Here is a 26,440-nt window from a genome sequence, read left to right on the forward strand (position 1 = left end):
TTTTTAAGTTTATAAAATCGAACTTGTGTTCGTTTTTATATTATCATTGTTTTGCATTTCATTCAACTATTTACTTCACTGTTTTCAAAATTATTTTGACGGAATCTCCATCTCTTGTTTTCTAAGTTCAATACGGCGAATTTTTCCAGAAATCGTTTTTGGTAGTTCATCTACAAATTCAATTTTGCGAGGGTATTTATATGGTGCAGTGAGTTCTTTGACGTGTTGTTGGAGTGTTGGAATTAATGTTTCTTCGTTCTTTTCTATATTCTCTCTTAATACGATAAATGCCTTCACGACACTTCCACGAATTTCATCAGGACTTGCGACAACTGCACATTCTCTTACGTAAGGATGTTTTACAAGTGCATCCTCTACTTCAAACGGCCCGATTGTATAACCAGAGCTAATAATGATATCATCACCGCGCCCTTCAAACCAGAAGTAGCCGTCTTCATCTTTCTTCGCTTTATCACCTGTAATATAATAATCACCGCGGAATTGCATCGCTGTACGTTCATCGTCTTTGTAATATTGTTTAAAGAGGGCCGGCGTTTCAATGTGAACTGCAATATCACCAACTTCGCCTACTTTAACTGGAGTACCTTCCTCATTTATGATATCGACGTGGTTACCTGGCGTTGGTTTCCCCATTGAACCTGGTCTAATATCCATCCCTTTCATTACACCAACAAGTAATGTATTTTCCGTTTGCCCATAGCCGTCTCTCACTGTAATATGAAAGTGCTTTTGGAACGTTCCAATGACTTCTCTATTTAACGGCTCACCTGCTGATACAGCGCTATGTAATGCCTCTAAATTGTACTGGCTTAAATCTTCTACCTTTGCCATTAATCTATACTCAGTCGGTGTACAACAAAGTACATTCACCTTATTATCGTCTAATAAGTTCAGGTACGTTTTCGGTTCAAACTTACCGTGATATACAAACCCTGTTGCCCCTGATCCTAGCGTTGCTAAAAACGGGCTCCAAATCCACTTTTGCCAGCCTGGACTAGCTGTTGCCCATACAATATCATTCTCTTCAATTCCGAGCCAATTTGGAGCGCTCGTACGTAAATGAGCGTATGCCCACGCATGTGTATGAACGACACCTTTTGGATTTCCTGTCGTTCCTGACGTGTAAGATAAAAAGACCATATCTTCTTTATCTGTCTTCGCCATTTCTAACCTGTCACTCTCTGTTTCTAACGCTGTTTTTAAATTAATCCATCCATCTACTGACTGCTCGCTCAGGACAAATTTTCGAAGAGATTCCATCGCTTCTATATCATCAAACTGCCTAATATACGGCTCATAGCTTACTATCGCTTTTACTTCTCCATGTCCAATTCGATATTCTATATCTTTTTTACGTAACATTTCCGAGCTTGGAATTACGACAAATCCTGCTTTAATAGCAGCAATATACGTCATGTACGCTTCAATTAAACGCGGCATCATAATAAGAAGCTTGTCCCCTTTTTGCAAACCACTTTTTATAAAAGCGTTTCCAATTTTATTCGCACCTTGCATTAATTCAGCGTATGTAACTTCCCTTCGATTCCCTTTATCATCTTGCCAAATTAAAGCTAATTTCCCTTTATCACCCGTATATTTCTCTATTTCAGAAACTAAATTATAAGACGGTGGCGCCAACAATTCTTCTCGCTTCATAAAATATCCTCCCTTTTCTTTATGCCTCCTTTATATAATAAAGAATTTTCTGTTAATTTTGAACCCTCTTCTTTTGACAAATTTTTCAGTTCTGTCGAATTACTAAATGAAATTACATCAACTTACCGACAAATAGCAACACAAAAAAGAAAGAGCGGGAGAACCCGCTCTTTCTAAGCCATCATATGGGATTATTTTTGGTAACCGCCTAATTGTTGCTCAGCTAGTGAAACTAGACGTTTAGTGATTTCACCACCAACAGAACCGTTAGCGCGAGCTGTTGCATCAGCTCCAAGTTGAACACCAAACTCTTGAGCGATTTCGTATTTCATTTGGTCTAATGCTGATTCAGCACCAGGAACCGCTAATTTATTTGTGCTACGTGACATGTTATATCACCTCCTTGTGAGTATAGAGTGTGATAAATAACATGACTTCATACACGTTTTAGATATGGTAATTTATGGTTTAGAAAAGTTCTTCAAATTTTTCTTCTTCCGCCACTACTTCTATCGTTTGTAATACCATTGTTTCTTTGCTCGCTACAGCTTCATCGATTAATGGTGTGAAATCGTATTTCGCTTCAAAACGATTTGCTTTTTCACGTTTCGGCTTCGTCGCTGGGCTTGCTGGTGTAAATACAGTACAGCAATCTTCATATGGACGAATTGAAATATCATACGTGCCGATTTCTTCAGCGATTTTAATAATCTCTAATTTATCCATCGTAATAAGCGGACGAATAACTGGGTAGTTTGTTACTTCGTTAATCGTATGCATACTATCTAACGTTTGGCTTGCTACTTGCCCAAGACTTTCACCAGTCGTAATTGCAAGTGCGTTACGCTCCTCAGCAATACGTTCTGTAATACGCATCATCATACGGCGCATAACCGTCATTGAATAGCTAGATGGGATTTCTTTATTAATCGTTTTTTGCACTTCTGTAAACGGAACAAGGTGAAGCGTTACTCGTTTACAATACTTCGTTAACTCTTGCGCTAAATCGATTACTTTTTGTTTTGCACGCTCACTTGTGAAAGGTGGACTATGGAAGTGAACTGCTTCCACAGATACGCCGCGTTTCATCGTTAAGTAAGCTGCTACTGGGCTATCAATACCACCAGAAAGAAGTACCATTACTTTTCCGCCAACACCAACTGGTAAACCGCCAGCTCCCATACGCTCATCACACATAATGTAGCTATAACCACTGCGAATTTCTACACGTACATTTACATCTGGATTATGAACATCTACAGTAATATCTTCTGTATTTTCTAGAATGTGTCCACCAATCTCAGGTAATAATTCCATCGTTCTCATTGGGAAATGCTTATAAGAACGGTGTACAGTAATTTTAAATGTTTTCACATCGCCTTTTACTTGTAAGAAAGCTGCTAATGCACCTTCTTTAATGTCTTCTAATTCTGATGGTACTTTCATCGCTAAGTTAAATTTATGAATGCCAAATACATCTTTCAATCTTTCAGATACCGCTTCATGATCTTCGCCATTTAACTGGATGTACATACGGTCATGTGTTGCATCGATTTTAATATTTGGGAATTTTTTCAGTTTGAACTTCACGTTATCTTTTAATGTGCTTACAAATTTAGAACGGTTCTTACCTTTTGTCGTCATTTCTCCATAACGCACTAAAATATATTCATATTTCAACATAATTTCTTTACCTCATCACTTCATATAATTTTGGCATCGTCTCTTTTACAATACCTTCAAATTGTTTTACTTCTTCCATTGTGTTTTCTGGTGCCAAACTAATACGAATAGCGCTTGCAGCTGCTGCATGCGGCACTCCCATTGACACTAACACTCTGCTCACTTCATTTGCTTTTGAAGAACAAGCAGATTTCGTTGACACATATACACCGTGTTCTTCTAAAGCATGAACGACTACTTCTGGTTTTAAACCAACAAATGATACATTTAAAATGTGCGGTGCTGCATATGCAAGCGACGTGTTAATCGTTACATCTTCCATCTCTTTAAAGAAACGAACAAGCTCTGCTTGTAAACTTTGCAAATGAGCTACCTTTTCTTTCACTTGTTCCATTGTCATGCGAAGTGCTTTCACCATCGCTACAATGCCAGGTAAATTCTCTGTACCAGAGCGATACTTAAGCTCTTGTTGACCACCTGATAAAATCGGATCTAATCTTACGCCATCGCGTACATAAAGAAGACCTGTTCCTTTTACACTGTGGAATTTATGTCCAGATATTGAGCAAAGATCAATATGAGAAGCATATAAATCAAGCGGTACTTTTCCTATCCCTTGTACATGATCTACATGGAATCTTATTTTCGGATGATTCGATAATAACGTTCCAATTTCAGCAACGGGTTGAATTGCTCCGGTTTCGTTGTTCACATGAATAATTGACACAAGAATCGTATCTTCACGAAGCGCTCGTTTCACATCTTCTACCGATACAACACCATGCTCGTTAACCGGTAAATATGTTACATCAAACCCGAGTTCTTCTAATTGCTTATATGCTTCAAACACAGACGCGTGTTCAATATTTGTTGTAATGATATGTTTGCCACGCGAACGATTCCTCATCGCTATCCCTTTAATCGCAAGGTTATTTCCTTCCGTTCCACCTGATGTAAAAATAATTTCAGAAGGTTTAACACGAAGAAGCTGCGCTGCAATCGTTCTTGATTGTGTTAATAGACGCTCTGCCTCTCCTCCAAGCGAATGAATAGAAGAAGGATTACCAAAATATTTCCCAGCAACCGTCACGTACGATTGAAGAGCTTCTGGATATGGCTTCGTCGTCGCACTATTATCAAAATAGATCATCGTTCTTCCCCTTTCAGCGCTATCACATCGTATAATCATATCATAAATACGTGTCATTACGCTAAGACTACGCAAAGGTTCCGTTTTATCTCGATTGGTGAAGGCTAATAATTGGCGAGGATGCCCTCCCATTACAGTTTCACTTTATCCCGCGTTAACGGGCAATAAGACTCTCACCTCAAAATCCAGTTAGAGCAAAGAAGTTAGATGGGAGATTAACTGCCCGTAAATGTCCGATTGGTGAAGGCTAGTAATCAGTGGGGATGAATCCTCCCACCGATTACAGTTTCACTTTATTTTGAAACGAATAACCTTGCTGTATTCCGCTATTCATTATAGCAACATCGCCTGCAAAATTACATAAAAAAACAAACCCTTTTATGAAAGGGTTTGTTCGTTGTCTACATATTCAGCTATTTTTTGAACAACGCCAGGTTCAAGTTGCTCTAACACTGAAGCCGCTTGTTCTAAAGCTGCATCGTATTGGTATTCACGGAATAATTTCTCAGCATAATTTAAACTTTCTGCTAGGTTTTCATCATGACTACGGTAACGGTTACCGTACTGAATTAATTTTTCCACTAAATACGCTTGTCCAATTAACTCTTCTGTCATTTCAGCCACACCGTTCACAGTTGTGTATGCTTCTTCTAAACTGCTATTTACAGCGTTCATATTTAACGGCTTCACTTCTAATTGTTCATATACAGCTTGCATTGCCATTTGCCCTCTTTTTAAATCTTCCATAATACTCTCTGGAAGACCTGGCAAATTCGACTTTTGCATAAAGCGTTTCGTTTCGAAAATAGTATTTCGCATTTCTTGTAACTTCTCACGTGCTTCAAATTCTTCTTTGCGCATCGTTTGCAGCATTTCTTTATATTCTGCATGAAGTACTTTTAACGTTTCACATTGCTCATAAACCTCTTCTAGTTCCTCGCGAATAATAGAGAAGGCAATATCTTGTTCTGCAACGCGTAATTGTAGCATTTCAAAACGTTTCGTTAAAATGTGCATTTGCTTTTCAATTACTTTTTGAGACTCAATGTCTTTATCTTGTAACTGATAGCTTTGTTTCACAAGTTGTGTTTCTGTTTTCGTTTCAATCGTTTCGATGCGCATTTCTTCTAAATCATCATAAACAGAAAGTGTTTTTTGCTCCACATAATGTCTCGCATGTACTTCTTGTTCCAGTTGATCGTAGAAGCCATCTAAACGTGTTTTTAAGTTTTCTACTTTTTCAGCCGCTTCTGTTATATGAAGCTCCTGTATATCCATTAAACATGTTTGTAGTTGTTTCGTCATATCACGAACTTCTTTAGGGACTTCCAAATAATCTAATACATAACCTTGTCTTACCATATCATTGTGTCCGTGTAATAAATCTTCCAGCTGAACTGGTAACGTCGCTTGACACTCTACCAATAAATCTGGAATTTGGTGAATAATGATTTCTAAATCTGCTAAACCTTCTTCCAAACTAATAACAATTTCTCTCGCTTTTAAATAGTCGCCATTGTTTGTCGCTTCTTCAAAGGTTTTAAATTTCTCAGATTCAGCGTCTAGCATCTCTTCGATTTTCTGCTCTGCTGCTCCATACATATGTCTATGAGCAAGAACACTCTTTTTCATACTACGATATGTATCACGTAACCCTTCAATTTCCGAGCTATTTTTCTCATGGCTTTCTAACAATTGCTGTAATTCATTTAAAATGTCCGTAATACGATTATCAGCGTCATCTAAACCACTTATGGATTCGTTCATCGCATGCTTTGCTTTTCGGAAGGAGAATTGCGAGGCGAATTTTCGCGCTTGCGCTAAATCTTTGTCAGCTTTCGGAAGGGTTGTTGATACAATTTCATCCCATTCTTCACGCCATTTACCAAACAGTTCTTCTGTTTGACCCGTCATGTTTAAATCTTTTACCCGTTTTAGTTCATCTGCCACAGGTTTATCTTTTATCTCTTGTTTCCACTGCTCCAGTGCTTCAATATCTTTATATGAACGATTTCTTATCACAAGCTCTATCATGAGCAGCACTAGAATAGAGCTTACTACAATGATAACGATCGTCAGGATAGAATCCATGCAAAAAAGCCTCCTAGTTATATCTCTTTTTTTGTCCGTTCCGTTTATGAAATGGAAGGCATTATGTATAAAAAGGGAATTCCCCTATATTTAACAACTAACAATGTACTAATCATACCATGTAATGGTTTGTTTTTGACCTAGTTTTTTTAAAAATTTCATGTTCCTTTCAATGTGATTGTAATCTTTCTCAATATTCCGCCTACGTCACTACCTATCCTCAAATGATTGTAATAACAAACAATCTTTCGTATGGGATACGAAATAAATTTTCCGCATGAGTGGTGGTTCAACAGAAATTACATGTACATTTCCTTGCCTTACAGACTGCTCTACTGCCCTTTCTGGAAGTAACGTGATACCAAGGCCAGCTTTTACCATTGCAAGCATCGGTTCTGCGTAAGATGTTTCCACAGCTATAGTTGGTTTTACACCTATTTCATGAAACATGTTCATAATCATTTTCCTTACATCACATATTTCTGGATATACAATTAATTTTTCATTGTGCAGCTCTTCTATTTGAATGACTATCTTCTCTTTGTACGGATGATTATTTGAAACGGCACAAACAATTTTCTCTTGTTGCACTTCTTTTATATACGTAGCACCTTCTACTACTGAATCGATGAACATCGCGTCAATCTCCCGCGCTTTAAATAACTCTCTTAATACTTCCGTATGTCCGATTTGCCATTCCACTTCGAACTCATCACCTAATATATCTTTACATTCTGATATGTAATACTCCGCTAAACTCGGTAGTATACCAATTGAAAACTTCCGGTTCTCTTGATACCCCCTCATTTCTGTTTTCACTTCATTTATTTGCTCCAAAATTGGTAACATTCTTTTTATAAATAACTCTCCTGCCTCCGTTAACTCTACTCCTTGCGCAGAACGTTTAAGTAAAGTAACCTCTAAATCCGCTTCTAACTTTTGAATTTGTTTACTAAGCGCTGGTTGAGATATATGTAAAATCTTACTTGCCTTTGATAAACTTCGCGTATGCTTCACTTCAATAAACGATCGTACTGCCTCCAAATCCATTGTACACACCTCTAACAAAAAGTTATAACCGTTATAAGAAATCGATATTTCCTCCTATAAACAATTACTCTTTATACTTATTTCATCAACTTACTATAACGAAATGTAAAGGGGAAAGATACTCTTGAACAAAAAACAAATGCTACTCGGATCCTTTCTATGCTTACTCGCCGTCACTGCCTGGGGATTTATGTTTCCTGTAATGGCAAATGCTCTGCAATTTATCGATCCATTCTTCTTCACAACGCTTCGCTATGGATCAGCAGCTATTATTTTTCTTATTTTGCTATTAATTACTGAAGGAAAGACTTCACTCCGCTTAGAAAAAAGAACACTTTCTCTATTCTTTTACGGGACAGTCGGTTTCGCGGGGTATGGTTTTCTCGTTTTCTACGGACAACAACTTGCTGGACCTTCCGGAGCAATCCATGCAGCTATGATTCAATCCCTTATGCCACTGATTGCCTTATCACTGCAATGGATAACGAAAAATCGCCGCCCACAAAACTATACATTCCTTTGTATGTTCGTTGCATTACTTGGTGTTATGCTTGTCATTTCAAAAGGAAATATTGAATTATTATTTGGAGCTGCAAGCCACTTATCGACAAATATATTGATGCTATGCGGCGTTACTTGCTGGGTCATTTATACAAACGGGGGTGCTCGTTTTCAATCTTGGTCACCACTTAGGTACACGACATTAACTTGTTTATTTGGCTCCATTTCACTCATCGTTATTGTTACTTTCTTAACGTACACAAATATAGTTACTATACCGTCACTGCGTACAGTTGTGAGCGTTCGTTTTGAGCTCTTTTATATGTCGATTATCGCAGGCGTTATCGCTGTATTTTGCTGGAATATGGGAAATCGCTATATTTCATCTATTAACGGCATATTATTTATGAATTTAGTTCCTATCCTTGCACTAATCGGTTCTATCTTTCGAGGTTATACAGTGGATAAAATTGAAATCGCTGGAGCTGCATTAACAATTATCGCGCTATTATGTAACAATTTATGGCAAAGAAAAGTAAACATAAAAATCCCCACCTCAGTTCGTTAGGTGGGGATTCTTCACATATGAACAGCTCTTGGCCATTCATGGTACATATTCGCTTTACATAATGCTTGTTCCATCCATTGCTCAATCTCTTTCGTATACATTTCTATGAAAAATGTCTCAGACGGGAAAGAATGGAGTACTTCTGATATATATTGTGGATATAAAAACGGCATACTTATCATACCTTTTAATTGCGTCATAAACATTGTAAATGATACTTTCTGAAATTCTTGTTTCATTTGTCCTTGTCTAATCATTTGTTCTATATAATATCTTTCTTTAGAAAAATAAACGGTCATCACTTCACGAATTAATGTCGTATCAAGCGAAAGCTCTCGGTAGAAGAAACGTGTTAGTTCTCTATTTTCAAATTGATATCGTAAAATCCCGCGCACCATTTGCACCATTACATCTTTAGCCGACAAATACTCTCTCTGTTCAAACGACATTTCAATCACATGAATATATCCTTCTAAAAAATCAGTAATAAGCTGTTCTAATAAACCTTGCTTCCCAGCAAAATAATATGAAATATTCGCTACATTCACATCCGCTCGCTTTGCAATGTCTCGCACTGACGTTCCATCATAACCTTTCGTATTAAACAACGATATTGCCGCATCAATTACTTTTTGTTTCGTCTGCTTCATGCGCTCACTTCCCTTCACTGAACAGCTATAGTTTAAATTTCTTGACTTTTAAGACAAATTCCTTTAATTTTCTATCGACAAAGTCATGTGAAATACATCGTATTTTGCTAATATTTTACACATCTCGATAAAAAAGGAGCTGTTTCCATGTTTACTAAAGAAAGTTATGCAGGATCTCGCGTGCAGCAATATGAGACAGTAATTAAACAACTGGATGCGTTATTAACTGGCGAATCAAACGTAGTCGCAAACTTATCAAATGCGTCCGCATTATTAAACCAATTTTTAGATCGCGTTAATTGGGTTGGCTTTTACGTAACAGAAGGAACTCAGCTTGTTCTTGGACCATTCCAAGGAATGCCTGCTTGCGTGCGCATTCCATTTGGACGAGGCGTTTGCGGCGTTGCAGCTGAAACGAAAACAACGCAGCTTGTAGCAGACGTTCACCAATTCCCAGGTCACATCGCTTGCGATAGTGCTTCTAATTCAGAAATCGTTGTACCGATTGTGAAAGAAGGAGCTGTCATTGGTGTACTTGACATTGATAGTCCTGAAAAGAATCGTTTCGATGAAGTAGATCAGCGCTATTTAGAAAAGTTTGTGGAAACACTCCTAAAACATATGTAAAAAGAAAAGAGCGAGTTATCGATTTAGTACGTCCTGTACAAAACCGATAGCTCACTCTTTTTTATTGATTAACAGTAGATATTTTCTTTAATGCCTGCTCTAAATCAGAAACGATATCCTCCCACGATTCTAAACCGACTGATAAGCGTATTAAATTATCGAAAATGCCCATTTCTTTTCTTAGTTCAGCTGGAATCGCAGCGTGCGTCATCGTTGCTGGATGCTGAATTAACGTTTCTGTATCTCCTAAACTCACCGCAATTGTAATAAAGTGAAGATCATTAATAAACGCTTGCGTCTCTTCTTTTCCGCCTTTTACTGAAAAAGAAATAACACCGCCCCCGCGTTTCATTTGACGAGATGCTAACTCCCCTTCTGGATACCAAACACCTTCTACCGCATCATGTTTTCTTAAGAACGATACAATTTTTTCTGCATTATCACAATGACGATCCATTCTTACTGCTAACGTCTTTAACCCGCGTAATAATAACCACGCATCAAACGGTGCCATAATACCGCCGATATCCTTTCGCATCGGGCGAATCTTTTCAGCTAATGCTTTCGTTTTACAAATTGTTACGCCCGCTACAACGTCACCGTGACCACCAATATATTTTGTCGCACTATGCACAACAGCGTCACAGCCAAGCTCAAGCGGTCTTTGTAAATAAGGTGAACAAAATGTATTATCAACAATAACAAGTAAGCCATTTCGCTTTGCAACCCGAATCACTTGTTTTAAATCAATTAATTTCATTGTCGGATTAATCGGTGTTTCAACGAAAATAAGCTTTGTATTTGGGCGAATTTTATTTTCAATATCAACCTCTGTCTCCATATCACAAAACGAATGCGTAATCATAAATTTTTCTTCTAACACTTCTAAAAAACCGTACGTGCATCCATATAATCCATTTGAACAAATAATATGATCTCCAGCTTTTAGAAAACCGATTAACGTTGCTGAAATAGCTGCCATACCAGATCCGAAGGCAAGTGCTTCTTCTCCTCCTTCTAACAACGCCATACGTTCTTCAAATAATTTCACAGTTGGATTTCCAAGCCGTGAGTAAATATAAGATGGATCCACTCCCGCAAAACTCGCCTCTCCTTGCTGCGCAGTCTCAAATGTAAATGTAGAAGTTTGAAATAAAGGTGGTGTTAAACTTCCTTTATGTTCCTCAGGTGTATAACCGTGGTGAATTAACGCTGTCTCCATATGCTTCTTTTTCATAAAAACATCCCCCTTATGTTTTTATTGCCGCATATTCATCCATAAAAATTTGATGAACGTTTTCCTTCATTTTATGTAAGCGTTTTATTTGTGTTTCTATCTCTTCTTCTATATTGTTTTAAATTCCTTCTTATATTAATTTCCAAAATTTTTATGCATAAAACAAAAACGTACTCGCTTGACGAAACTCTGGGTAAAAGATATAATAGCGTTTGTGTAAAATAAAAAGGCAGCCTTGTAATGTGAGTTTATCGTTTGTATTTTGTTCCTCTACGGAGGTGTATCTCGTAACTCCCTGCTGCTGGAGCGAAGGTACATGAAAACAAAATGCCCGTAAATATCGATTACGTCTGTTTTTATTTTACGTAAATAAAAACATTTTTAAAGGAGGAGTCAACTATGGCTCGTTATACAGGTCCAGCTTGGAAACTGTCTCGTCGTCTTGGAATCTCTCTAAGCGGCACAGGAAAAGAATTAGAAAAACGCCCTTACGCACCAGGTCCTCACGGTCCTAACCAACGTAAGAAACTTTCAGAATACGGTTTACAATTACAAGAGAAACAAAAACTTCGTCACATGTACGGCATGACTGAGCGTCAATTCCGTCGCACATTTGACCAAGCAGGTAAAATGCCTGGTAAGCACGGCGAAAACTTCATGATCCTTCTTGAAGCTCGTCTTGACAACTTAGTTTACCGTATGGGCTTAGCTCGCACTCGTCGTGCAGCTCGCCAATTAGTAAACCACGGTCACATCATGGTTGATGGCGCTCGCGTAGATATCCCATCTTACCGTGTAAAACCTGGTCAAACTATCAGCGTTCGCGAAAAATCTAACAGCCTTGTTGTTGTTAAAGAAGCGATCGAAGTTAACAACTTCGTACCAGAATACTTAACTTTCGATGCTGACAAATTAGAAGCTACTTACACTCGTCACGCTGAGCGTTCTGAGTTACCAGCTGAAATCAACGAAGCATTAATCGTAGAGTTCTACTCTCGTTAATCTCGGTACTCTGCAAAGAGTCGTATTAAAAGCCTTAGGAACCTTGTTTATCAAGGGGCCTGGGCTTTTTTTATTAAATATAGCCTGTATATGTATAAAAACGGAACAATGTAACAAAATAAAACTTAGCCCTCTCTCTAAAATTTCATCCATTTTTATCCACATTAATAAAAACCTACCCCATAATTCATTTTTCTTTGCTGTACTCTCCTTTTGTTAACATTATTTTTACAACGTATTTATTTGTACATAATCTATACCTTCCCTTTTTCTATTCACATTCAACTTAAAAACCTCTTCATCACCCGAGCATCTGAATAAGATTAAAAAAACTTAATGAACAAGTATCTCTTTAACTGTCAAATTATTAGAATATTCGATTTACAACCCCTTCCTTAAATTGGTATTATTTTCTTGTAAGGGGAGGGAAAGTTCATGTCTTTAAATATGTATCTCGGTGAAGTACAAGCTCAAACAGAAAGTATGAACTCTTTATGTAACGCTACTATTCAAGGTATGGAACAAATTATTCATTCTATTGACGCTTTTGCATTGGATACTGTTCTACAAGGGCAAACATATAGCAGTGCAAAAGCATATTTCTTACAAACCTTTCGTCCGTTAGCACAAGGAATCATTTACTTATGCGAAGAATTAATCCTTCAAAATGATGCCTTTCCAAGAGACTTTCAATCACAGGTAGCTTCTACAGATGTTATCGAACAGGAGATAATAGAACAAATTCGAGAAATCGATCGAATGATAGCAAGTACAGAAGCGCTCAACCAAACTATGTCGATCCCAGGTATGGACGCTATGGTAAATCTTTTTACTGTCATGAGGCAAAAACTGCAAGAAAAATTAGAACATCTATATGAATTTAATTATACTTCTAGTAATAATTATGATACTGCACTCCAACTAGCCGCTAGCATTGCGACAGGTTTGGCGGAAGTACAAAGCGGAAAAGGTTTTAGTCCCGTCAGTGGTACATTTAGTACACAAGGGTTGAATATGGAATGGATAACCTCTATTCAAAAAATTGCAGAGGAAAGAGTTCAAGAAGCCGAAATAAAAAAAGAAATTGAAGAAAAAATGGCTTTGCAGGAACAAGAAGCTAATAGACCGTGGTACCAAAAAACAGCTATTGGCGCTTGGGAACTCTTCCAAGGAATTTGTAATTCAGCTGCTGAAAACTTTACAGGCGTGGAATTACCAATGGGCAATGAATTAGAAAACAAAACAACCTTTCAAGCCGGAAATCTTGTGGGTAATTTTGTATCAGGGGTAGGATCTATTTTTGAAATTTTGGGCGGTATAGCTATTGTAACAGGATCAAATGTTGGAACCGTATTGTTAGAAGGAGTAACTTTCGGGGCAGCATCACCAATTGTTATCCCAGCTGATTTAGCTCTTACAACCGCTGGAGCAGGTGTTGCTACACATGGTACATTTGTATGGTATAATACCGTTCAAAATAGTATTGATACTTTGCAAAGGTTTCAGTCTTCTTCTGGAGGTTCCTCTAAAAATCTTTTAAAAGATGGTAAGTTTGTCGAATCTGATTTAGAATTAAAATATGCGGAATATTGCGTTAGAAAAGCAAAAGACGGTAAAATACCTAAAGATAGATTGAACTGGAAAGAAGCAAGTGATTATTGGACAAAAGATTCACCTATGGCAAGAGGAAATAAGTTTAATAAAACTGCAGAAAAAAATAGATGGTATCCAAATAATGAGGTCCATTTAAGTAATGGTAAAAGATTAGATTCATATGACCCATTTGAAAGAGAAATAATTTCTAGAAAAGCAACAGATTTAGAGGATATCGATATTAAAACTTTTGAAAAACATTTGAAAGAAATGAAAACTAAGTATGCAGTTGGCACTAAAATTCGTTCAAATAAATACGACGAAATAGACGGCACTGAACTACAAGGAAAACAAATATTAGAGATTCCAGCATCTAATAAAAATTTCAAAAAAATAGATGAATATATAAAATTGGCGAAAAACAAATATGACATTAATATTAGATTTAGGGAGGAATAAAAAATGGCATATGCATTGAAACCTGAAATACAAGAAGTATTTGAGAAAATTGATTTTTTAACGAGATATAGAGAGCTATCTGAAAATTTTTCATCAAATAGTGAAAGTTCGTTTGAAAACTATGAAAACGAAAAAGCTATTGAAATATTTGAATCCCTTGGTTATAAAGCTCGTTTTATGAAAAAGGAAAACTTTTTTATTGTTGGTGAAGTAAAGAACAAGGATTTCTATACTTTCAGATTCAATATCAGCTTAAAATATGGGCTTGTTGAGTTCATTTGGTCTGCAAGGTATAATGGTGAAGTTAGAGTTGGGAATTCATGGGATATGTTTGTAAAAGTATTATCCAATGGTTCTGAAAGATTGCCGGCAGTATGCTTCCACAGTTACGATGAACTCAAAGAAATCATGAAAATTGCCTTTGAAATGTACGAAGATTTCAAGCGAGAATTAATTCCTATTTATTCATAATTTCACCTTAAAAATACATGAAGTAATGACTAAAAAACAAGGACAGACTTAAGGTTTTAGGAGAATTAATTATGAACTTAAAATTAAAACCTGAAATAGAAACAGCACTAAAAAAAATTGACTTTGTTAATAGATACACAGAACTTTCTTCTTTTTCGAGAGAAAATTATGATGCCGAAGAAATCATTCCTAATCCCAATATTGAAGAAATTCAACAAATACTTGAAAATCTAGGTTATAAATCAGTTTATGATAAAAAAGAAAACTTTTTAAAAGTTGGAGAACTAGGTGATAAAAAAGAAAATTTATTTTATTTTAATATTGGTATTAAAGTAAACGTTCTGGATTTTACTTGGGTAGTTTATCATAATGATGAACTAAGATTAGGTAGTCCATGGAGTCTATATTCAAGACTTTTAATTTCTCCAGATACTAGAATTAAGCCCGTACTATTTAGCGATTATGACAGCTTAGAAAAAATTTTAAAAATTGCTTTAGGTATGTATGAAGATTTTAAACAAGAATTAATTCCTATCTATTCATAATTTTATATATAAGAAAGGCAATCTTATCTTATATATATAAAAAGAAAATCCGACTCACAAGAGCCGGATTTCTTTATGTATCTAGATTTGAGATGTTGTGCCTTGGAAACATGAATAAAGGGAGATGGTTTTATGCTAAGAAAATATTATTCAAAAAACAATCATTTACAACCATTTTTTGAGGAAGTTAATAAATATGTAGATGGCATTCACACCCTAAACAATGGAATTAACTTAGAAGATATAACAAGCCTTCAAAATGAACTTAACATTCAAATTCCTGATATATATAAAGATTTTCTCCAAGTGTGTAATGGCGGAGAATTATTTATACCTGGAACAGTCCTGTCAGAAATTTATACAGCTGCTCAGGGCCCAAAACAGCGTGGTGGCTCTTATCTAAATGATTCGTTTAAAAAAGAACGAAGACCGACAAAGATGCCAGACACGTATTTAATCATCGCAGATTTAAACTATGGTGACTCGATATGTATAGACTTAGAATCAAGCAATGGATACGATGCAACGGTAATACAATGGGATAGGGAGACTCACAGCGTTTCTAGATCATGGAATGTTTTGGTGGAATGGTTAATGGATACCTTAGACGAAGGATCATTACTAGTAGATTATGATGGTAATGAAAAAGATTTAGACTTTTAACATGAATAGTAAAAGTGGAGCCACAAGAATTAATTCCTATCTATTCATAATTTTATATTAAAGAAAAACAATATTATTTTAAATATAAAAAAAGAAAATCCGACTCACAAGAGCCGGATTTCTTCATTTAACTAAAATTTATACCGTTCTATTCGATTTCTAACGTTTAATTGCGCAAGATAGACTAACACAACACCTCATTGGAAAAAACTTGCTCTAAAGTGGACAAAAAGAGATAATAAGTATTTGATAAAAGACGAAATACAAAAAGACTATTTCAAAATTCATGAATAAGAAGGTGCAAATATGAAATTATACTTTAAAGATACTGAAATAGGTGAAATCAGAGACATTTTTGTAGAAACACCATGGATGTATGGAACAATACATTTAAATGATAATAGTAAACCCTATCAAGAATATTTTCGTGAAATGGTAGACGAAGACAGTACTTTTGACTTTGAAACTATTGATCCTGAATTTCTAGACGATGAAAATTGGTCCGTTTTCGATGAGAACGAAGGGAAATATTTAGGAATCGACATTCCAGCAATCCACATTGAAGATACCACGATTGCATGGCGATGGAGATAAAAATCACACAAAGAAGAACACCTGATTAATATTTAAACTAACGTTTACGCTAGCTTTTCCTTTGTTTCGAATCAAATACCATGGAAAAGGAATATTTGATTTTACTGGTGAAAATATTATAACTAGGATACTACAAAGACTATGTAAAAACAGAAAAAGGACAAAGACCGCCAAATTTTACTCCTAAAGGAGCTAAGAGAGCAAGCGGTATTCCTGTTAATGAACAGCCAACTAAGGTGACACCAGCTGTAGATAAAAGAGGGAACCCTATTCCTGGAAGAGACTATCATTTCAAAGATGGTAAGATTATAAGAGAGCATTCAGACGGTCATACTTATCCAGATGATCCATCTCAAAATAGAGGATCACATTTCAATGATGTACATGGGAATCATTATGACTATTAAAATTGAGGTGGTAAAATGAAGTGTTGGAATGAAGTAGAAGAAGATGCATTCTCATACTACAAATGGTTTAGTAAGGATGAAGCAATCAAAAGAGTCGGTAATTTACCAAATTTAAGTTTATTCAGTGTTAATGGCTCCATGTTATTTAGCTCAGATGAAAAAAAACAATTCAAAGAAGTATGTGGCACTGAAATCAAGCAAGTATTTATGAAACATGATTTGACTAATGTCTACAAATTCTACTTGCTTGCAGCTATTGAAATCAAAGACAAAAACTCTAAAATTGAAAAATACCAAAAGGTATGGAAAGCTCTTCAAACCAAATGGAAACTTGAGGGATTTAATAAGGGGCCAGAAGTTGAAATGAAAGTTGGAGGAACAACTTTCTACTCAAGTATTGCAGAGTTTTGTCTTGAGAAACTTCCAGATGCCATTGAAATAGTTTCTAGTAATCCTAAAAGATTTACAATCATTGCAAGTAAAAATAATGATATAATTGCGGAAGAAAATGTTAGAAAAATCTTCAAAAAAGCATTTAATGAATATAACAAATGGAAAGATGAAATAGATTATTTTAACCTTTCCATTCATCTCTGCCCAAAAGATGATATAGTTTTTAGATGGGGAGATTCATTAGAGGAAGCGGAAATAGCTGCTATATTTAAAGGAGATATACTTACACTTTTAAATAGCTAACTGCAAAATCTTGCTAAAAATAACTACATTTCAATTAACAATCATAATATTTTAATAGAATTAAACTAAGAAAAATCCGACTTACAAAAGGCGGATTTCTTCATGTATCTAAAATGTATACTGCTTTATTTGATCTAATATAAAAAATTAGGGAGGAGTAATTTTTGGCGTATTCATTAAAACCTGAAATACAAGCCAGCCTTACAAAAATTGATTTTATTCAGAGATATAAAGCATTATCAAAACAATTTCCAGATAGAGAAAACACATTTGAAAACTATGAAAACGAAAAAGTAATTGCAGTATTTGAGTCTCTTGGCTATAAAGCTCGTTTTATGAAAAAAGAAAACTTTTTTATTGTTGGTGAGGTCAAGAATAAAAACATCTATACTTTTAGATTTAATATTAGTTTAAAACATGGCCTTGTTGAGTTTATTTGGTCTGCACGACATAATGGTGCAATAAGAGCTGGAGATCCATGGGCTATGTTTGTAGCAATATTATCAAATGATACAGAAAAAATACTTCGTCCATGCTTCCACAGTTACGATGAACTCAAAGAAATCATGAAAATCGCCTTTGAAATGTACGAAGATTTCAAGCGAGAATTAATTCCTATTTATTCATAATTCAAAAAGCTACCGAAGACACCAAAACAGTTACTTCGAGTAGCTTTTATTTATATATATTAAAGTTATTTATTTTCCTCTTTTTGAACATATACATAAGCATCTTTCTGCTCTTTATGTATATCAACCTTCGAATTCTCTGCAAGTTGACCCGCGTTTAGCAAAGAAAAAATAATCAACGCTTCTAGTGACATTTCGTTTTACCACTCCTTTCTAATTGTTATACGTTTATCATACCGCTTACATGTGATTTCCGTATGAACTCGAAAAGGAGATTAAAACAAAAAAGCTTTGAGGAAATTCCTCAAAGCTTTTTATTTATTAGTAACGAATTAAGAAATATTTCTTTTTACCGCGGCGAATGATTGTGAATTTACCTTCGATGCGGTCGTTTTCTGTTACAACGTAGTCTAATGCTTGTGTACGCTCACCATTTACGTAGATTGCGCCGTTCGTTACATCTTCACGTGCTTGACGTTTTGATGGAGAGATTTTGCTTTCTACAAGTAAGTCAATTAATACTGTATCTTCTGCAGTACGTTCTACAGATGGTACGTCTTTGAATCCTTGCTCGATTTCGCTTGCAGTCAGTTCTGCTACAGAACCGCTGAATAATGCAGCTGAAATTTTAATCGCTTGCTCTAATGCTTCTTCACCATGAACAAGTTTTGTCATTTCAGAACCTAATGCTTTTTGTGCTGCACGTTTTTCTGGCGCTTCAGCTACTTGCTTTTCAAGCTCAAGAATTTCTTCGTGAGATAAGAATGTGAAGTATTTTAAGTATTTAACAACGTCGCGGTCATCTGTGTTGATCCAGAATTGGTAGAACTCGTAAGGAGTTGTTTTCTCTGGGTCTAACCAAATTGCGCCGCCTTCTGTTTTACCAAACTTCGTACCGTCAGATTTTGTAACAAGTGGAATTGTTAAACCGAATGCTTTCGCATCTTCTTCTGATTTACGGATTAATTCAAGACCAGCTGTAATGTTACCCCATTGGTCACTACCACCGATTTGCAGACGGCAATTATGTTGTTGGTATAAGTTTAAGAAGTCGTATGATTGTAAAATCATGTAACTGAACTCAGTGAATGAAATACCAGTTTCTAAACGAGATGCTACTGTATCTTTTGCTAACATATAGTTTAAACCGAAGTTTTTACCGATATCGCGTAAGAATGAAATTACATCTAAGTTACCAAGCCAGTCGTAGTTGTTAGCCATCGTTGCTGGGTTGTCCACGTTTTCAAACTCTAAGAAGTTTGAAAGTTGGTTTTTAATGCTTTCTGTGTAGTAAGCAACTGTATCTTTCGTATTTAATGTACGCTCTGCTTTTTTACCACTTGGATCACCGATCATACCAGTACCACCGCCAACAAGTGCGATTGGTTGGTGACCAGCTAATTGGAAACGACGTAACATTAATACTGGTAACATATGACCAATGTGTAAGCTATCTGCTGTCGGGTCGAAACCACAGTATAATTTAACGCTTTCTTTTTCTAATAATTGCTCAAGGCCCTCAGCATCTGTTTGCTGATTAATTAGACCGCGAAATTCAAGATCTTGTAAAATACCCATATCCTACATACTCTCCTTTAAGTTCATTACTGGCGTGAAAGTTGAAAACATAAAAAAATCGCCCCTTCAAATAAGGGACGATTTTGATTATCGCGTTACCACCCTAGTTGCAGGCAAAAAAAGCCTACCACCTTATTTACATAACGGCTTAGCACCGTCTTTTCCCTTTTGAATATAATTCAATCGAAAAAAGATGCTCTAGGGGCGTAATTCGCGATCATCTATGTGCTGATTTTCACCGGCCATCAGCTCTCTAAAACAGGGAAATGATCACTACTTCTCCCTTTCCACGCTCAATTATTCATATACTTTTCTTTATACCATCATTTATATAGGCGTGTCAAATAGAGGTGGAATTTCACTTCTCTCCAATCCTTTACAACGTCGCAAAGAGTAATTTATTAGATATAAAAAAACCTCCCTCATCTATTCTTTCATAAATGTATACAGACGAGGAAGGCACTTCGTTCAAATATTATTTTAGTTTTTTTATAATCTTTGCAGGATTCCCGCCAACTACTACATTATTAGGTACATCTTTCGTTACGACAGCACCAGATGCGATCACTGCATTGTCTCCAATTGTTACACCTGGATTAATAATTGCTCTTCCGCCAATCCATACGTTATCGCCAATTGTAACTGGTTTTCCGTATTCTGATCCGCTTATACGCTCAATTGGATCAAGTGGGTGCGTTGCTGTATAAATGTGGACACCTGGAGCTAACATACAGTTCACTCCGATTGTTACCGGGCATACGTCTAAAATCGTACAGTCAAAGTTCGCGTAAAAATTTTCACCGACATGAATGTTATAGCCGTAATCACATCTAAAAGAAGATTCAAGATGAATATTATCTCCTGTCGTTCCGAATAATTCTTTTACGATTTCGCTACGCTCTTTCAATTGCTCTTCTGGCGTATCATTTAATTTTCTCGTTAATATACGTGCTTGCTCTCTTTCTTGTACTAAAACTGGATCAGCCGGTATGTACATTTCTCCTAGTATCATCTTTTCCTTTTCTGGTTTCATCATACTACCCCCTTTAACTTATATATATAAGTTCATGATATCATAAAAAAGAAAGGCCTGAACATTTTTCGTTCAGACCTTTCTCTCTTAATCTTCCATCGTTGATAAGTCACCTGTTGGTAAGTTTAACTCCCACGCTTTTAATACGCGGCGCATAATTTTACCACTTCTCGTTTTCGGTAATTTATCTCTAAATTCAATTTGTCTCGGCGCTGCATGAGCTGCTAGGCCTTTCTTTACAAATTGACGAATTTCTTCTTTTAATTCATCAGATGGTTCGTATCCTGCTCGAAGTGCGATAAATGCTTTAATAATTTCGCCGCGCACCGGATCAGGAATACCAATTACACCAGCTTCTGCAACAGCAGCATGCTCGATTAATTTACTTTCTACTTCAAACGGACCAACGCGCTCACCTGACGTCATAATTACATCGTCAATACGTCCTTGGAACCAGAAGTATCCATCTTCATCCATATAGGCAGAGTCGCCTGATACGTACCAATCTCCCGGCATGAAATAAGATTCATATTTTTGCTGGTTATTCCAGATCCCACGCATCATAGATGGCCAACCTTTCGCAATTGCTAAGTTACCCATTGTGTAAGGAGGCACTTCATTTCCTTCATTATCAACAATCGCTGCTTTCACACCTGGAATTGGTTTACCCATTGAACCTGGACGGATTTCCATACAAGGGTAGTTACAAATAACTTGTCCACCTGTTTCTGTCATCCACCACGTATCATGAATACGAAGTCCAAATGCGTTCATACCCCAGCGAATTACTTCTGGATTTAACGGCTCACCAACGCTTAATACGTGACGAACTTGTGATAAGTCATATTTTTTAATTGCGTCTTGTCCAGCTCCCATTAACATACGGAATGCTGTTGGTGCGCTGTACCAAACCGTCACACCGTAATCTTGCAGTGCTTCATACCAAGCTTCTGGACTAAAGCGTCCACCTAAAATAACGTTTGACGCTCCAACTAACCACGGTGCGAAAATACCGTAAGCTGTTCCAGTTACCCAGCCCGGGTCAGCAGTACACCAATATACATCGTCTTCTTTTAAATCTAATACCCACTTCGCCGTTTGATAGTGCTGAACCATTGCGTTTTGCGCATGAAGCACACCTTTTGGCTTACCAGTAGAACCAGACGTGTAATGTAGAATCAAGCCGTCTTCACGGCCTAACCATTCAATATGTAATTCTTTTGAAGCTTGTTCAAATAAAGGATTGAACGCTACCGTTTTACCGCCTTCTTCTACATTATCTCCAACAAGGAAAACTGTTTTTAAAGCCGGTAAATCATTTAATGGTACGCGCTCTAACAATTCAGGCGTTGTAATTAACACCTTTGCTTCGCTATCTTCTAAGCGATCGCGAACTGCGCCTTCCATAAATGCTTCAAATAGCGGTCCAACAATTGCTCCTAATTTCACTGCACCTAAAAGTGCGAAATATAACTCTGGAGAACGTGGCATAAAAATAAAAACGCGATCGCCTTTTTCTACATCGCCATAATTCTTAAGGACGTTTCCTGCTTTATTAGAAAAATCCTTCATTTCCTTAAATGTATATTTCTCTTTTCGCGATCCATCTTGATAATAAAGAGCTACTTTATTCTTTCGATCGGATTTCGCATGCTTATCAATTGCCTCATACGCCATATTTACTCGGCCTGTTTCATTCCAAGTAAAGTTTTTATTAACCTCTTCCCAGTTAAAATTCGCGTATGCCTCATCATAATTCGGCAAATTATTTTCTCCTTTAATGACAGGAAGCGTTTCTACTTTCATACTTTACATCCCCCTCCTATGTATTCTATTATCTATTATAATGACATTATTTAAAATTTTCAGTATATTTGTTGATTTTTAGACAAATTTTTAATGACAAATTTCGATTCACATCGCATATATTATAAAGTACGATATTAATAGATTCACAAACCCTCAAGGTGGTGAGCAATACATTGATTCATAAAAAAATATATAATGCTAGAAACTTAAAAACAGCGAAAGGCACTTTAATTATTGAAGGTCCTGTCTCTACACATAACTTAGAAATGTATGAGTTTCATCCAGACTTAATTGCGTTTCGTCCTGCCGAGCAACAATATAAAGCAATTGTCGAAATTTCTAAATTACCAGAAGCTCGTCTCATTATTGCTAGACATGACCAAACAATTGTTGGATATGTTACATACTTGTATCCTGATCCACTTGAACGATGGTCAGAAGGAAAAATGGAAAACTTAATTGAGCTTGGGGCAATTGAAGTAGTCCCAGCCTTCCGCGGGAGTTCTGTCGGAAAGAACTTACTAGAGGTTTCTATGATGGACGATTATATGGAAGATTACATTATATTGACGACTGAATATTATTGGCACTGGGATTTGAAACAAACAGGATTGAATGTGTGGGAATACCGAAAAGTAATGGAGAAGATGATGAATGCTGGCGGGTTACAATGGATGGCTACAGACGATCCTGAAATTTGTTCACATCCTGCCAACTGTTTAATGGTCCGCATCGGTAAACGCGTTGATACGGATTCTATTCAAGCTTTTGATCGTCTACGTTTTCACAATCGTTTTATGTATTAATAAAGGGGGCAACTGGAATGATTGTAGAAGAAATTATGAATCAAAATGTAGTTACATTACATCCAAACGATACAATCGAAACAGCAATCCGAACGATACGCACGAAAGGCATTCGGCACATTCCAATTGTCGATCAAAATAATCACGTCGTAGGCATTATTTCTGATCGGGATGTAAGAGATGCAAGTCCGTCTATTCTAGATGAACAAGTTTCACTCGATATGCTACAGCAACCGCTCGAGCTTATTATGAAACATCCTGTTATGACTTGCCATCCTCTCGATTTTGTTGAGGAAATTGCTACTTTATTTTTTGAAAATAAAATTGGCTGTCTTCCTGTTACAAAGGCCGGGAAGTTAGTTGGAATCATTTCTGAATCTACAGTACTGCACACATTAGTAAAATTAACAGGAGCACATCAACCAAGTTCGCAAATTGAAATTCAAGTAAAAAACGAACCTGGTATTCTTGGAAAAGTCGTTGCTATTTTTAGTGATTTACAAATAAATATCGTGAGCGTTCTCGTCTACCCAGCAAAAGACGAGAATGATAAAGTACTCGTTTTCCGCATTCAAACGATGAATCCTCTAAAAGTGATTGATGCACTTGAAGCAGAAGGCTACCGCGTATTATGGCCAAACATCATGGGGATGCAAGCATGAGTAGCGCGTTTATTTATTCGGATGACTTTCGGGGCTATTCATTTAGCCCTGATCATCCTTTTAACCAACTGCGCGTCACACTTACGTATGATTTATTACAAAAGGGCGGTTTCATCTCTCCCTCTCAAATCATCTCACCACGGATGGCTACAGATGAAGAGATTGCCTACGTTCATACAGAGGAGTACATAAATGCGGTAAAACGTGCTGGAGAAGGAAAGTTAGAAAAATCAATTGCGATGACATATGGACTCGGAACAGAAGATACACCGATGTTCCCAAATATGCACGAAGCAAGCGCATTGCTCGTTGGCGGTACGTTAACAGCTGTCGATGCTGTTCTTTCCGGAAAAGTAAAACACGCACTTAATTTGGGCGGCGGCTTACATCACGGCTTTCGCGGCAAAGCATCTGGCTTTTGTATTTATAACGACAGTTCTATCGCAATGAAATATATTCAAAAGAAATACGGTTTACGCGTCTTATATATTGATACAGATGCTCATCACGGTGATGGCGTACAGTGGTCGTTTTATGATGACCCTAACGTATGCACCATTTCACTGCATGAAACTGGTCGCTATTTATTCCCTGGAACTGGCGCTGTAAACGAACGTGGACAAGGTAATGGTTATAGTTATTCTTTTAACGTTCCACTCGATGCTTTTACAGAAGATGAATCGTTCTTAGAAGCATATCGAACTGTTGTAAAAGAAGTTGCAGCGTACTTTAAACCGGATATTATTTTAACGCAAAATGGTGCTGACGCACATTATTATGACCCACTTACACATCTTTGTGCGACAATGAATATTTACCGCGAAATACCGAAGCTCGCTCGTGAAATTGCTAATGAATATTGCGACGGTCGCTGGATCGCTGTCGGCGGCGGTGGCTATGATCACTGGCGCGTCGTTCCAAGAGCTTGGGCACTCATTTGGCTCGAAATGAACAACATCCAAAACATCTCAGGTTATCTCCCTCCAGAATGGATTGCAGCTTGGAAAGGACAAGCAGAAACAGAACTTCCCCTCACATGGGAAGATCCAGACAACATGTATAAACCTATCCCCCGTAAACCAGAAATTGAAGAAAAAAACGCATTAACTGTAGCGAAATCCCTTGAAATTATTCGGAATAATATGACAAAATCTTTATACTAACGAAAAGGAGGCTCGTTTTTGAATAGCCTCCTTTTATTTGAAGTTTGCTATTATTGTCGTTTTCTGTCGGTAAGTCGATATATGTTAATAATCGCTGATATATTCCGAGTTACGCCGATATATTCTAATAATCGCTGATATATTCCGAGTTGCGCCGATATATTCTAATAATCGCTGATATATTTTCATTTCATAACAGTCTGGCCCAACTTTTATGAGAAAAGGTCGTGATATTATGTGGACACAACAAATAATCAACACGAAACGCGGTACATTTGAACTCTTTACAAAAGGAAATGGCGAATCGCTTTGTATTACACATCACTATTCACAATTTAATGAAACTGGTGATTACTTTGCGGATGTTTTTACTGCTACGCATCGTGTATTTCTCATTAATTTACGAGATACTGGTCGCTCTGTAACCGCCCAGTCAGAAAACGAATTAAGCATGATTGAAACAATCCACGACTTAGAAGCCATACGAGAAGCATTACAACTTCCAACATGGCATTTCGCCGGTCATTCAGCAGGTGGTATGCTTGGACTTTTATATGCGATTACATATCCAAATTCCTTACACTCATTAGTCATAGCAGGCGCTGCAGCAAGTAACTATACCGAAACACCATTTTGCATTTATCACCCAGCACATCCACAGTTTCATTATATGCAAAAACTCATCGAAAACTTAAAAAGCCCTCACCTTACAAGTGAAGAACGAAAAGAACTATCTACTGAGAGAACAAAATTATCATTGTTTAAACCAGAAAACTACAACTCTTATTTTTGTAAACCAATCAACAAAACAATGTCCATTAGCCGGATGAATGCTTTCGCCAATGAATATCCTTCATTTGATTTAAGAGAGTATTTACCTTTCATCCAAACAAAGACACTTATTATATGCGGAAGATATGATGTGCAGTGTCCTATTCAATATTCCATCGAGATACATGAGGGTATATGCGATTCTACTTTTGTGACATTTGAGGAGAGCAACCATTATCCTTTTTTAGAAGAAGCGACCCTGTTTACTTCTACTACTCAAATATTTTATAAATCGTTACGCCAGTACCGTTATTATTAAGGAAAG

The 26,440-nt window shown here is 36.7% G+C and carries 27 protein-coding genes and 1 other annotated feature; of the genes, 15 read left to right on the forward strand and 12 right to left on the reverse strand.

From position 1 onward, the window contains the following. Nucleotides 1-90 precede the first annotated feature (90 nt). From mbcS to NST86_RS23815, 6 genes are all read right to left on the reverse strand, one after another. Complete coding sequence (gene mbcS, locus NST86_RS23790; protein ID WP_044796462.1) at nt 91-1,677, reverse strand: acyl-CoA synthetase MbcS; 1,587 nt, start codon at nt 1,675-1,677, stop codon at nt 91-93. Nucleotides 1,678-1,868: 191 nt separating this feature from the next. Then, the gene (locus tag NST86_RS23795) at nt 1,869-2,066 is read right to left on the reverse strand and encodes an alpha/beta-type small acid-soluble spore protein (RefSeq protein WP_000091640.1); all 198 of its coding nucleotides are present in this window, start codon (nt 2,064-2,066) and stop codon (nt 1,869-1,871) included. A gap of 79 nt (nt 2,067-2,145) precedes the next feature. Beyond that, entirely contained in the window at nt 2,146-3,360 is a 1,215-nt protein-coding gene (gene thiI / locus NST86_RS23800) for a tRNA uracil 4-sulfurtransferase ThiI (protein ID WP_061663959.1), read from the reverse strand. Nucleotides 3,361-3,367: 7 nt separating this feature from the next. Continuing rightward, nucleotides 3,368-4,510, reverse strand: coding sequence for a cysteine desulfurase family protein (locus NST86_RS23805; RefSeq protein ID WP_000638992.1), 1,143 nt, complete (start codon nt 4,508-4,510; stop codon nt 3,368-3,370). A gap of 378 nt (nt 4,511-4,888) precedes the next feature. Further along, the gene (ezrA, locus tag NST86_RS23810; RefSeq protein WP_000377305.1) at nt 4,889-6,601 is read right to left on the reverse strand and encodes a septation ring formation regulator EzrA; all 1,713 of its coding nucleotides are present in this window, start codon (nt 6,599-6,601) and stop codon (nt 4,889-4,891) included. 210 nt (nt 6,602-6,811) lie between these two features. After that, nucleotides 6,812-7,651 (reverse strand): LysR family transcriptional regulator, encoded by an 840-nt coding sequence (locus NST86_RS23815; RefSeq protein ID WP_000362536.1) that lies wholly within the window; start codon nt 7,649-7,651, stop codon nt 6,812-6,814. 124 nt (nt 7,652-7,775) lie between these two features. Between NST86_RS23815 and NST86_RS23820 the strand changes: the two genes are divergently transcribed. Next, complete coding sequence (locus tag NST86_RS23820; RefSeq protein WP_001986680.1) at nt 7,776-8,720, forward strand: DMT family transporter; 945 nt, start codon at nt 7,776-7,778, stop codon at nt 8,718-8,720. Between the two features lie 11 nt (nt 8,721-8,731). On the opposite strand, the gene refZ is transcribed toward NST86_RS23820, so the two are convergent. Then, on the reverse strand, nt 8,732-9,370 hold the full coding sequence (refZ, locus tag NST86_RS23825; protein WP_000814923.1) for a forespore capture DNA-binding protein RefZ: 639 nt from the start codon (nt 9,368-9,370) through the stop codon (nt 8,732-8,734). Nucleotides 9,371-9,517: 147 nt separating this feature from the next. Between refZ and NST86_RS23830 the strand changes: the two genes are divergently transcribed. Then, nucleotides 9,518-9,997, forward strand: a complete 480-nt coding sequence (locus tag NST86_RS23830) for a GAF domain-containing protein (protein WP_000494342.1) — start codon at nt 9,518-9,520, stop codon at nt 9,995-9,997. A 61-nt stretch (nt 9,998-10,058) separates the two neighbouring features. Here NST86_RS23830 and megL read toward each other — a convergent pair whose 3' ends face one another. After that, nucleotides 10,059-11,234: a methionine gamma-lyase gene (megL, locus tag NST86_RS23835; RefSeq protein ID WP_000726564.1), complete on the reverse strand. Its 1,176-nt coding sequence runs from the start codon at nt 11,232-11,234 to the stop codon at nt 10,059-10,061. 399 nt (nt 11,235-11,633) lie between these two features. Here megL and rpsD point away from each other — a divergent pair, with 399 nt between their 5' ends. The 9 genes from rpsD (at nt 11,634) to NST86_RS23880 (ending at nt 18,293) form a co-directional block, all read left to right on the forward strand. Then, on the forward strand, nt 11,634-12,236 hold the full coding sequence (rpsD, locus tag NST86_RS23840; protein WP_000135317.1) for a 30S ribosomal protein S4: 603 nt from the start codon (nt 11,634-11,636) through the stop codon (nt 12,234-12,236). Nucleotides 12,237-12,671: 435 nt separating this feature from the next. Further along, nucleotides 12,672-14,288 (forward strand): T7SS effector LXG polymorphic toxin, encoded by a 1,617-nt coding sequence (locus tag NST86_RS34920; RefSeq protein WP_061663958.1) that lies wholly within the window; start codon nt 12,672-12,674, stop codon nt 14,286-14,288. A gap of 3 nt (nt 14,289-14,291) precedes the next feature. Then, a complete protein-coding gene (locus NST86_RS23850; RefSeq protein ID WP_000312675.1) occupies nt 14,292-14,759 on the forward strand; it encodes a hypothetical protein in 468 nt (155 codons plus the stop codon). Between the two features lie 71 nt (nt 14,760-14,830). Further along, nucleotides 14,831-15,304, forward strand: a complete 474-nt coding sequence (locus tag NST86_RS23855; RefSeq protein WP_016118724.1) for a hypothetical protein — start codon at nt 14,831-14,833, stop codon at nt 15,302-15,304. Nucleotides 15,305-15,436: 132 nt separating this feature from the next. Further along, the gene (locus tag NST86_RS23860) at nt 15,437-15,967 is read left to right on the forward strand and encodes an SMI1/KNR4 family protein (RefSeq protein ID WP_061663957.1); all 531 of its coding nucleotides are present in this window, start codon (nt 15,437-15,439) and stop codon (nt 15,965-15,967) included. A gap of 306 nt (nt 15,968-16,273) precedes the next feature. Then, nucleotides 16,274-16,561, forward strand: a complete 288-nt coding sequence (locus NST86_RS23865) for a hypothetical protein (RefSeq protein WP_016118726.1) — start codon at nt 16,274-16,276, stop codon at nt 16,559-16,561. Nucleotides 16,562-16,797: 236 nt separating this feature from the next. Next, entirely contained in the window at nt 16,798-16,968 is a 171-nt protein-coding gene (locus tag NST86_RS23870) for an HNH/endonuclease VII fold putative polymorphic toxin (protein ID WP_227593279.1), read from the forward strand. A 15-nt stretch (nt 16,969-16,983) separates the two neighbouring features. Next, nucleotides 16,984-17,664, forward strand: a complete 681-nt coding sequence (locus tag NST86_RS23875) for a hypothetical protein (RefSeq protein ID WP_016118727.1) — start codon at nt 16,984-16,986, stop codon at nt 17,662-17,664. Nucleotides 17,665-17,828: 164 nt separating this feature from the next. After that, nucleotides 17,829-18,293: a hypothetical protein gene (locus NST86_RS23880; RefSeq protein ID WP_016118728.1), complete on the forward strand. Its 465-nt coding sequence runs from the start codon at nt 17,829-17,831 to the stop codon at nt 18,291-18,293. Nucleotides 18,294-18,358: 65 nt separating this feature from the next. Here the strand turns inward: NST86_RS23880 and NST86_RS23885 are convergent, their stop codons facing one another. The 4 genes from NST86_RS23885 to acsA all read right to left on the reverse strand — a co-directional run bounded on the left by NST86_RS23885 (nt 18,359) and on the right by acsA (nt 22,710). After that, nucleotides 18,359-18,487, reverse strand: a complete 129-nt coding sequence (locus NST86_RS23885; protein ID WP_000050940.1) for a hypothetical protein — start codon at nt 18,485-18,487, stop codon at nt 18,359-18,361. A 127-nt stretch (nt 18,488-18,614) separates the two neighbouring features. Then, nucleotides 18,615-19,871 (reverse strand): tyrosine--tRNA ligase, encoded by a 1,257-nt coding sequence (tyrS, locus tag NST86_RS23890; RefSeq protein WP_000512083.1) that lies wholly within the window; start codon nt 19,869-19,871, stop codon nt 18,615-18,617. A gap of 70 nt (nt 19,872-19,941) precedes the next feature. Further along, nucleotides 19,942-20,170 (reverse strand) — a binding site (T-box leader). A gap of 176 nt (nt 20,171-20,346) precedes the next feature. Then, entirely contained in the window at nt 20,347-20,907 is a 561-nt protein-coding gene (locus NST86_RS23895) for a maltose acetyltransferase domain-containing protein (protein WP_080451640.1), read from the reverse strand. An 84-nt stretch (nt 20,908-20,991) separates the two neighbouring features. Continuing rightward, nucleotides 20,992-22,710, reverse strand: coding sequence for an acetate--CoA ligase (gene acsA / locus NST86_RS23900; RefSeq protein WP_000862049.1), 1,719 nt, complete (start codon nt 22,708-22,710; stop codon nt 20,992-20,994). A 176-nt stretch (nt 22,711-22,886) separates the two neighbouring features. Between acsA and acuA the strand changes: the two genes are divergently transcribed. The 4 genes from acuA to NST86_RS23920 all read left to right on the forward strand — a co-directional run bounded on the left by acuA (nt 22,887) and on the right by NST86_RS23920 (nt 26,434). Then, entirely contained in the window at nt 22,887-23,519 is a 633-nt protein-coding gene (gene acuA, locus NST86_RS23905) for an acetoin utilization protein acetyltransferase AcuA (protein ID WP_000581388.1), read from the forward strand. Between the two features lie 17 nt (nt 23,520-23,536). Then, nucleotides 23,537-24,181: an acetoin utilization AcuB family protein gene (locus NST86_RS23910; protein ID WP_000634583.1), complete on the forward strand. Its 645-nt coding sequence runs from the start codon at nt 23,537-23,539 to the stop codon at nt 24,179-24,181. Further along, nucleotides 24,178-25,344, forward strand: a complete 1,167-nt coding sequence (gene acuC / locus NST86_RS23915) for an acetoin utilization protein AcuC (protein WP_080119306.1) — start codon at nt 24,178-24,180, stop codon at nt 25,342-25,344. The genes NST86_RS23910 and acuC overlap by 4 nt, the downstream gene beginning before the upstream one ends. Before the next feature lie 214 nt (nt 25,345-25,558). Further along, entirely contained in the window at nt 25,559-26,434 is an 876-nt protein-coding gene (locus NST86_RS23920; RefSeq protein ID WP_137025961.1) for an alpha/beta fold hydrolase, read from the forward strand. Nucleotides 26,435-26,440 lie beyond the last annotated feature (6 nt).

It is taken from the genome of Bacillus sp. FSL L8-0199, assembly GCF_038005705.1.
Taxonomy (GTDB): Bacteria; Bacillota; Bacilli; order Bacillales; family Bacillaceae_G; genus Bacillus_A; species Bacillus_A cereus.

Excerpts from the sequence above, each read along its gene's own strand:
- NST86_RS23795 (WP_000091640.1), bottom strand. The coding sequence starts at position 2,066 with ATGTCACGTAGCACAAATAAATTAGCGGTTCCTGGTGCTGAATCAGCA.
- NST86_RS23885 (WP_000050940.1), bottom strand. The coding sequence starts at position 18,487 with ATGTCACTAGAAGCGTTGATTATTTTTTCTTTGCTAAACGCGGGTCAA.
- refZ (WP_000814923.1), bottom strand. The coding sequence starts at position 9,370 with ATGAAGCAGACGAAACAAAAAGTAATTGATGCGGCAATATCGTTGTTT.
- NST86_RS23920 (WP_137025961.1), top strand. The coding sequence starts at position 25,559 with ATGAGAAAAGGTCGTGATATTATGTGGACACAACAAATAATCAACACG.
- NST86_RS23805 (WP_000638992.1), bottom strand. The coding sequence starts at position 4,510 with ATGATCTATTTTGATAATAGTGCGACGACGAAGCCATATCCAGAAGCT.
- mbcS (WP_044796462.1), bottom strand. The coding sequence starts at position 1,677 with ATGAAGCGAGAAGAATTGTTGGCGCCACCGTCTTATAATTTAGTTTCT.
- NST86_RS23865 (WP_016118726.1), top strand. The coding sequence starts at position 16,274 with ATGAAATTATACTTTAAAGATACTGAAATAGGTGAAATCAGAGACATT.
- NST86_RS23850 (WP_000312675.1), top strand. The coding sequence starts at position 14,292 with ATGGCATATGCATTGAAACCTGAAATACAAGAAGTATTTGAGAAAATT.
- NST86_RS23895 (WP_080451640.1), bottom strand. The coding sequence starts at position 20,907 with ATGATGAAACCAGAAAAGGAAAAGATGATACTAGGAGAAATGTACATA.
- NST86_RS23830 (WP_000494342.1), top strand. The coding sequence starts at position 9,518 with ATGTTTACTAAAGAAAGTTATGCAGGATCTCGCGTGCAGCAATATGAG.
- acuC (WP_080119306.1), top strand. The coding sequence starts at position 24,178 with ATGAGTAGCGCGTTTATTTATTCGGATGACTTTCGGGGCTATTCATTT.
- thiI (WP_061663959.1), bottom strand. The coding sequence starts at position 3,360 with ATGTTGAAATATGAATATATTTTAGTGCGTTATGGAGAAATGACGACA.
- NST86_RS34920 (WP_061663958.1), top strand. The coding sequence starts at position 12,672 with ATGTCTTTAAATATGTATCTCGGTGAAGTACAAGCTCAAACAGAAAGT.
- acsA (WP_000862049.1), bottom strand. The coding sequence starts at position 22,710 with ATGAAAGTAGAAACGCTTCCTGTCATTAAAGGAGAAAATAATTTGCCG.
- megL (WP_000726564.1), bottom strand. The coding sequence starts at position 11,234 with ATGAAAAAGAAGCATATGGAGACAGCGTTAATTCACCACGGTTATACA.
- NST86_RS23815 (WP_000362536.1), bottom strand. The coding sequence starts at position 7,651 with ATGGATTTGGAGGCAGTACGATCGTTTATTGAAGTGAAGCATACGCGA.
- NST86_RS23875 (WP_016118727.1), top strand. The coding sequence starts at position 16,984 with ATGAAGTGTTGGAATGAAGTAGAAGAAGATGCATTCTCATACTACAAA.
- rpsD (WP_000135317.1), top strand. The coding sequence starts at position 11,634 with ATGGCTCGTTATACAGGTCCAGCTTGGAAACTGTCTCGTCGTCTTGGA.
- tyrS (WP_000512083.1), bottom strand. The coding sequence starts at position 19,871 with ATGGGTATTTTACAAGATCTTGAATTTCGCGGTCTAATTAATCAGCAA.
- NST86_RS23855 (WP_016118724.1), top strand. The coding sequence starts at position 14,831 with ATGAACTTAAAATTAAAACCTGAAATAGAAACAGCACTAAAAAAAATT.
- NST86_RS23860 (WP_061663957.1), top strand. The coding sequence starts at position 15,437 with ATGCTAAGAAAATATTATTCAAAAAACAATCATTTACAACCATTTTTT.
- NST86_RS23910 (WP_000634583.1), top strand. The coding sequence starts at position 23,537 with ATGATTGTAGAAGAAATTATGAATCAAAATGTAGTTACATTACATCCA.
- ezrA (WP_000377305.1), bottom strand. The coding sequence starts at position 6,601 with ATGGATTCTATCCTGACGATCGTTATCATTGTAGTAAGCTCTATTCTA.